The sequence below is a fragment of the Candidatus Margulisiibacteriota bacterium genome (genome assembly GCA_028706105.1).
In the GTDB taxonomy this organism is placed as follows: Bacteria; Margulisbacteria; Riflemargulisbacteria; order GWF2-35-9; family DYQY01; genus DYQY01.
The window spans coordinates 1-7,238 of the sequence record JAQWCF010000085.1; the positions used below are offsets into that span (position 1 = coordinate 1).

The window sequence follows — 7,238 nt, forward strand, 5'->3', positions numbered from 1 at the left end:
TCTTGCAGAAGTTAAAGCCGAGGCAGATCGAATTGTTGTTAAAAGTGCAGGTGATGTTATCCCAATTTCTTCAGAGGTTAATTGTGGCGAATCAGGATTGTGCGCGAGGATGTTCGCTCCAATAATTGCACTATCTGGCAGAGAAGTAACGTTGCGGGTAGAAGGTTCACTTCAAAAACGACCATTAGGGATGGTGCAGGATGCGCTTTTATATTTAGGCGTTGATTGTGACACACAACAAGGTTTTGCCCCAATGGTGATTAAAGGCCCAATAGAACCTTCTGAGCTTGAGGTTGATGGTTCTATCAGTTCCCAGTTATTAACTGGACTTTTGATTGCCTTGACTAAAGCAGAAGGGGTTTCTGTTGTTAAGGTAGATAGCTTAAAAAGCAAACCATATATTGATATGACGCTAGACATTATTAATTTTTTTGGTGGCAAAGTGGAGAATAATAATTATGAAGTTTTTACGGTTCACGGTGAACAGATTTTTCCTGCTAAGAAATACCGTGCTGAAGGTGATTGGAGTGCAGCTGCATTTTTATTAGTTGCGGGTGCTGTCAGTGGATACATAGAGCTTTCTGGTATGAGTTTTGATTCTAAACAAGCGGATATGGCTATAGTTGATGTGCTTAAAATGGTAGGAGCTGATGTTTTGGTTGATGCTGACAGTATTCTTGTAAACAGGAGTGAACTTAAGGCCTTTGAGTTTGATGCCACCGATTGTCCTGATTTATTTCCTCCTCTCGTAGTTTTAGCAGCTAATTGTGTTGGTCAATCCAAGATTCATGGAACATCTAGGCTTAAGCATAAAGAAAGCGATAGAGGGAAAGTTCTAATTGAAGAGTTTTCCAAGCTAGGGGTTGAGGTTGTTATAGACGATAACACAATGATTGTAAAAGGTGGTAAAATTAAAGGAGGAAAAGTTTTTTCTCACGAAGATCACAGGATAGCAATGGCTACCGCGATTGCCGGGCTTAATGCAGACAAACCAGTAATAATAGAGGGTACGCAGTGCGTGAGTAAGTCTTATCCTGAATTTTTTGAAGACTTGAAAGACTTAGGAGGTAATGTGCAATGAATTCTTTCGGAAAACAATTCAGAATGAGCATTTTTGGAGAGTCTCATGGTCCAGTAGTGGGGTGCATTATTGATGGTTGTCCAGCTGGTCTAGATTTATCAGCAGCAGATATGTTCTCTGATTTAACTAGACGTAAAAGTGGAGCAAAAGGCACAACTCCCAGAAAAGAAGAGGATTTGCCAGAAATTTTAACAGGAATTTTTCAAGGCAAAACAACTGGAGCTCCAATAACTATTCAGTTTCAAAATAATAATACAAAATCCAAAGATTATGCTCAGTTTATTGATATGCCAAGACCAGGGCACGCTGATTTTGTTGCTCAGCGTAAGTATAATGGCTTAAGTGATCCACGTGGTGGTGGTCATTTTTCTGGCAGGCTAACACTTGCTATAGTCGCAGCAGGTGTAGTGGCCAAGAAATTAATGTCGCAGTTGTCAATCAAAGCAGAATTAACATCGTTAGGTGGTTCAACTAATATTGAAGAAGCTTTAGAAAAAGCTATTAGCAAGAAAGATTCTGTTGGAGGAGTCATTGAATGTACTGTTGATGGTCTTTCTGTTGGGTTGGGTGAACCGTTTTTTGATTCTGTTGAGTCCCTTATTGCGCATGGTGTTTTTGCAATACCAGGAATTAAAGGCATTGAATTTGGAAATGGATTTAAATCGACAGAAATTACTGGTAGTAAGAATAATGACATTATAATAGATCAAGACGGTCATACTGCTACTAATAATTGTGGTGGAATCAATGGTGGAATTACCAATGGCAATCAGTTAGTTTTTAGAGTTGCGGTAAAGCCAACTGCAAGTATTTTGCAAGAACAAATGACCTTTAATTTTGCAAAAAGTAAAATGGAAGCATTAAACATAAAAGGTAGTCATGATTTGGCTTTCGTTTTAAGAGTGCCAGTGATAATTGAGGCTATAACAGCTATGGTTTTAGCTGATTTAACGATGATAAATAATAACCAGCAAAGTGCTTTCAGCGTTCAGCTTTAGGCCTTTAGCACATATAAGGAGTAAACTATGGATTTGAAAAATATCAGAAGAAAAATAGATTTAATAGACTCGCAGATACTTAAGTTAATCAACGATAGAACTGAATATGCTTTGATTTCAAAGAAATTTAAAAAAGAAGTTAAGGATGAAGAAAGAGAGAAACAAATCTTAGAAAGAATTTCTAAGAAATCTTCTAGTTTAATAAACAAAGAAAGTATTGCTAAGATTTATGATCTTATTTTAAAAGATAGTAAGTTTTTTCAAGAAGAAGATTATAAATTAATTGGTTTCCAAGGTGCCCATGGTGCTTACAGTGAAGTTGCTGCGAAGTCTTGGGACGAGAAGCTTGTTCCTATTCCTTGCGTAACTTTTGCAGAAATATTCCAAGGAGTTGAAGACGGTTCTTTTGATTTAGGCATTATTCCTGTGGAAAATACTTTGGGCGGTGTTTTAGGTGATGTTAATCAGTTGCTTATCAATACTTCCTTAAAAGTTGTTGGCGCAGTTGACCTAGACATCCACCATTGCTTGCTAGCATTACCAGAGGCTGACCATAGAGAAATAAGGGAAGTATATTCACATTCTCAGGCACTTTCACAATGTAAACATTTTTTGGAAAGAAGCAAATTGCATGGAGTCGCTTATTACGATACAGCAGGTTCTGCAAAGTTTATTTCAGAAGAGCAAAAGAAGTTTGCTGCAGCTATCGCAAGTAGATTTTGTGCGGAACTTTATGATTTGGAAGTACTAAAAGAAAATATCGAAGATATCTCTTCCAATAAGACAAGATTCCTAATTATAGCTAAAGAAGAGGCCAAAGAAGAAGGAACCAAGTGTTCTATTATTTTTTCAACAATTCATAAGGCTGGAACGCTTTTTCACGTATTAGAATTATTTGCAAAAAACAATATTAACTTAAGTAGGATTGAATCAGTTCCAGGCAAACCAGGAGACTACGTTTTCTTTTTGGATTTTGAAGGAGCAGCTAGTGACGAGAAAGTTGTGAAGGTTATGAAAGAACTCAAGCCAATGACTACGGATTTAAAACTTATGGGTTGTTATAAAGAAAAGAAAGCGAGTTCCTAAATGAAGATTGCCATAATCGGCGCAGGGAAAATGGGTGCTTGGCTTGCGCAGGTGCTGGCCGAAAAGAATGAAATAGCCCTATATAGTAGGAGTGCTGAAAAACTTCAAAGTTTAGGCAAAGTTAAGCCTTTAAAAACTTATGACGAATTAAAGAAGTTTGCGCCTGAGTTATTAATAAACTGTGTTAGCTTACAATATACAACTGAAGTCTTTGACGCGGTAATTCCTTATTTACCAAAAACTTGTATCCTTTCTGATATAACCTCTGTTAAAAATGAGTTGCCAGAATATTATCAAAAGCAGGGGATGAGATTTGTTTCTACGCATCCAATGTTTGGTCCTACTTTTGCAGATATGAGTCACTTAAAAGGTCAAAATGCAATTATTATTACTGAGTCCGATGCTGAGGGTAAAGATTTTTTTAGAAAGCTCTATCAAAGCTTAAAGCTTAATATCTATGATTATAATTTCAAGGAACACGACGAGAGAACGGCTTATTCTCTTTCAACTCCGTTTGCTTCATCAATGGTATTTGCCGCTTGTATGAAAAATCAGGAAGCGCCAGGTACAACATTTAAAAAACATTTAGAAATAGCCAAAGGTTTGCTTTCTGAAGATGATTATCTGTTGGCAGAAATCATGTTCAATCCTTATACACTAAAGCAAATAGAAATGATCAATGCCAAATTGTCATACCTTACTCATATTATTAAGGGTAAGGATCATGAGGAAATGGAAAAGTTTCTTAAAGCATTAAGAGATAACATAGAGTAACCTCCCACCCGACGTAATTAATTTAAAACTTCTCAGCAACAAGTTTGAGATTGCTAGTCCCCTTGAGGCGATGTGCTGGACTTGCCGAAGAAGGATTTAGGGGCTTGGAGTTTTTTTGTCAAAAAAAGCCAAATAAACAAAGACAAATAAGCTCGCAAGAACACCAATAATTAGTCCATTTATTTCAAACAGGTTTTTTAAGCCATATGTCCAAAATGTTACTGTTAAAATTCCCGCAAAGGCGCTTTGGTATAATTGTTTTTTTGTCACTCCAAATCCAAGTATTGCTACAACTAATGGAACAAGGATTATTGGTGACCAGAATAGTAGAGGATAAATAAGCAAGACAGAAAGGTCTTTAATAAAAATTGCCATAAGTGAAGCTGAAATTCCTAAAACGATTGTAAATACTCTTGCCGTAGTTATTGAAGCTATAGTTTTGCTGTTCTTGAAAACAGGTTTTAGTATATCATTGGTGATTGAAACTGCAGCTGAGTTTAGAAATGAATCAGCAGAAGAGATGATAATCGACAAAATACCAGCAATGGCAAGTCCTTTAACCCCAATGGGTAGTATACTCATGAGGATTTTTGGTAAAGCAATACTAGCTTCTGCTGTAGGAAATAAAGCAAAAGCAATAAGTCCAATTAGGCCAGTGGCAATGAAAATAAAAACAGAAAACATTCCATTTAGCAGGACAGCTCTGGATACTGTTTGTGAATTTCTATTCGCAAGTAATCTTTGAACATAAGGAGGCAGGAGCGTTTCTGCTAGCATGAAGCTAAAGAATAAAGACAGAAAAGCAATAAAGGATATATTTCCAAAGATACTTAAGTGTTTGTTGGGAACAGCACTTAGCACATTAGACCATCCATCTGCTTGAGTAACACCATAATAAATAATCAGGGGAATAACGATTATTATCATGAAGAATTGAAGAACATGAGTATAGGTGATAGATTTTAGTCCTCCCAAAGAAGCATAGATGGTAATAATACCAGCTCCTATTAAAACTCCATAAATTGTGTTTATTCCTAAAAATAAGTTCATTAAATAACCCAAAACAGTTAGCAAAATACTGACAATGAGAGTGGATAATATTACAGAAAATATTCCTGTTAATATTTTAGCTGTCTTGCCATAATGTTGTTCGATTATGTCGCCTATGCTTAGACATTTAGAATATTTGTCCATTTGTGGAGCTATAAAACGAGCTATTAGGAATTCTCTGATACTATAACCAAATAAAGCTATGATATGATAAATTCCCAATAAAAACACTTTTTCAGCATTATCTAAAGTGTTGTTTTGATAAAGTAAGGTTACTGTTAATGTTGAAAAAATTAGTAGAAGAGGAAGTGTTCTGCTTGCAACAGCAAAACTTTCAAAATCGTTATTTTTCCTTCCAGCAATTATGCCTATTAAGAGAATTAAAAATAAATAAATACCTATAATAATCTGGTCTATCACGGATGTCCCCCTCATGTTATAACTTTATAAAACATTTTACTTGAAACTTATAAGAATTTTCAAGTTGACTTTAACCCCTTATTCTCTTTATAATATCACAGTTCTAGGAATATGTTTTAGATATACAAGGAGATGAAATGAAAGAAGGAATACACCCAACAGTTTACAAAGTAGATGCTGAATGCGTTTGCGGTGCTAAATACAAGACTTTTTCTACAAGTGACAAGGTTAGAGTAGACATTTGTGCTGCTTGCCACCCATTCTTTACTGGTCAAGAAAAGATAATTGATACAGAAGGTAGAGTAGAGAGATTCAAACGTCGTTATAATATGAAATAAACCTTTATGAAGGTAGTCATATTGATTCATGCATGTAGAACTAGCTATAGTAAATTTGCTTCCAATAAAATGGAGGATACTTTGTTACATTCACAAGATTGTGTAATTTCTGGCGTTAGCAATAATGCTATAAAAGAAAGAGGTTTATAATGGGTGCAGTTGGTGGACAGGCTCTAATTTCCGGAGTGATGATGAAGGGGAAAGACTATGTTTCCAGAGCAGTTTATTCCGAAAATGATAATTTAATAGTTGATAAAAAAAAGTTTGTATCTTTTAGCCAAAAAAATAAAATATTTGGGTTTCCTTTTTTGAGAGGCATTTTTAATTTAATTGATATGTTTAGAATAGGGATGGACGCTCTGACTCACTCTATCAAGATAGCCATGCCCAACGAAGAACAGTTAAGTAAAAAAGAATTAGGTTTTTCTTTTTTGCTTAGTGGAACCATTTCTATAGGGCTTTTTTTATTGGTTCCAGCAATATTTTTTAAATATTTGCAATTTTCAGGCATCCATAACATTTTTGTTTTAAATTTATTAGAAGGCTTAATAAAGCTTACTATTTTCTTGATTTTTTTGATCAGTACATTATTTATGAAGGATATGAGAGAGATTTATCGTTATCATGGAGCCGAACACAAAACCGTCCATGCTTATGAGGATAAGGTGGAGTTAACTGTTGAAAATGTTAAAAAATATTCTCCGATTCATCAAAGATGTGGAACTTCCTTTATTGCTGTTTTGATTTTCGTTTCTGTTGTTTTGTTTTCTTTTTTTGGAATTCTTCCAATTTTTACTAGAGTGTTACTGAAACTTCTGATGCTTCCAGTTGTAGCTGGCATAGCTTATGAGATTATTAGACTTAGCGCTAAGGTTGATAAGTTTTGGTATCTCAATATTTTTGTTTGGCCTGGTATTTTCTTGCAGAAATTAACCACAGCCGAACCTGGTGATAAAGAGATTCGAGCTGCCATAGCTGCACTGAAGGAAGTTATCTAATGGATATAATTTCTAAGTTTAAAGATTTAGAAAGAAAATTTATTGATGTTGAAAGACAAATGACGAACCCAGCAATAATTTCTGACGTTTCCAAATATAACAACTTAAATAAAACTAGAACGGAATTAGAAGATCCAGTCAAAAAATTTCGCGAGTACATTAATATCTTGGAAGATTTAGACGATGCTGAAAATATGATAGATGCAAATGAAAACAAAGAATTAGTTGAAATGGCTAGAGAAGAATTAGCAATGCTTAAGGATAAGAAAGAAACGCTAGATAACGAACTGCTTGTCATGCTAATACCAAAAGACCCTAACGACAATAATAATGCTTATTTGGAGGTTAGAGGAGGCACTGGCGGGGGAGAGGCAGCAATCTTTGCTAGGGATTTGTTTGATATGTATAGTAGGTATATTAATAATATGGGATGGACAGCAGAATTAATTGATGAAAATGAGTCTGATGCTGGTGGTTTAGCGAAAGTAGTTTT

General features: G+C 35.2%; 9 protein-coding genes. 8 read left to right on the forward strand and 1 reads right to left on the reverse strand.

All coding sequences use genetic code 11. From position 1 onward, the window contains the following. The 4 genes from aroA to PHF25_08040 form a co-directional block, all read left to right on the forward strand. Nucleotides 1-1,081, forward strand: a 1,081-nt coding sequence (gene aroA, locus PHF25_08025; protein ID MDD4527963.1) for a 3-phosphoshikimate 1-carboxyvinyltransferase, incomplete at its 5' end; no start/stop codon positions are given. Beyond that, nucleotides 1,078-2,079, forward strand: coding sequence for a chorismate synthase (locus tag PHF25_08030; GenBank protein ID MDD4527964.1), 1,002 nt, complete (start codon nt 1,078-1,080; stop codon nt 2,077-2,079). The genes aroA and PHF25_08030, both read left to right, overlap by 4 nt. Nucleotides 2,080-2,106: 27 nt before the next feature. Then, a complete protein-coding gene (locus PHF25_08035; protein MDD4527965.1) occupies nt 2,107-3,165 on the forward strand; it encodes a bifunctional chorismate mutase/prephenate dehydratase in 1,059 nt (352 codons plus the stop codon). After that, the gene (locus PHF25_08040) at nt 3,166-3,939 is read left to right on the forward strand and encodes a prephenate dehydrogenase/arogenate dehydrogenase family protein (protein ID MDD4527966.1); all 774 of its coding nucleotides are present in this window, start codon (nt 3,166-3,168) and stop codon (nt 3,937-3,939) included. Nucleotides 3,940-4,035: 96 nt separating this feature from the next. Here PHF25_08040 and PHF25_08045 read toward each other — a convergent pair whose 3' ends face one another. Beyond that, entirely contained in the window at nt 4,036-5,409 is a 1,374-nt protein-coding gene (locus tag PHF25_08045; GenBank protein ID MDD4527967.1) for a sodium:solute symporter family protein, read from the reverse strand. 137 nt (nt 5,410-5,546) lie between these two features. Here PHF25_08045 and rpmE point away from each other — a divergent pair, with 137 nt between their 5' ends. The 4 genes from rpmE to PHF25_08065 form a co-directional block, all read left to right on the forward strand. After that, complete coding sequence (gene rpmE, locus PHF25_08050; GenBank protein ID MDD4527968.1) at nt 5,547-5,747, forward strand: 50S ribosomal protein L31; 201 nt, start codon at nt 5,547-5,549, stop codon at nt 5,745-5,747. 6 nt (nt 5,748-5,753) lie between these two features. Beyond that, nucleotides 5,754-5,897, forward strand: coding sequence for a hypothetical protein (locus PHF25_08055; GenBank protein MDD4527969.1), 144 nt, complete (start codon nt 5,754-5,756; stop codon nt 5,895-5,897). Beyond that, nucleotides 5,897-6,745 carry a DUF1385 domain-containing protein gene (locus PHF25_08060; GenBank protein MDD4527970.1) on the forward strand — a complete coding sequence of 283 codons (849 nt, stop codon included), beginning with the start codon at nt 5,897-5,899 and terminating at the stop codon, nt 6,743-6,745. Before PHF25_08055 ends, PHF25_08060 begins: the two co-directional genes overlap by 1 nt. Then, the coding region (locus PHF25_08065; GenBank protein ID MDD4527971.1) for a PCRF domain-containing protein at nt 6,745-7,238 on the forward strand (494 nt) is incomplete at its 3' end. The genes PHF25_08060 and PHF25_08065, both read left to right, overlap by 1 nt.

Excerpts from the sequence above, each read along its gene's own strand:
- PHF25_08040 (MDD4527966.1), top strand. The coding sequence starts at position 3,166 with ATGAAGATTGCCATAATCGGCGCAGGGAAAATGGGTGCTTGGCTTGCG.
- PHF25_08030 (MDD4527964.1), top strand. The coding sequence starts at position 1,078 with ATGAATTCTTTCGGAAAACAATTCAGAATGAGCATTTTTGGAGAGTCT.
- rpmE (MDD4527968.1), top strand. The coding sequence starts at position 5,547 with ATGAAAGAAGGAATACACCCAACAGTTTACAAAGTAGATGCTGAATGC.
- PHF25_08035 (MDD4527965.1), top strand. The coding sequence starts at position 2,107 with ATGGATTTGAAAAATATCAGAAGAAAAATAGATTTAATAGACTCGCAG.
- PHF25_08055 (MDD4527969.1), top strand. The coding sequence starts at position 5,754 with ATGAAGGTAGTCATATTGATTCATGCATGTAGAACTAGCTATAGTAAA.
- PHF25_08060 (MDD4527970.1), top strand. The coding sequence starts at position 5,897 with ATGGGTGCAGTTGGTGGACAGGCTCTAATTTCCGGAGTGATGATGAAG.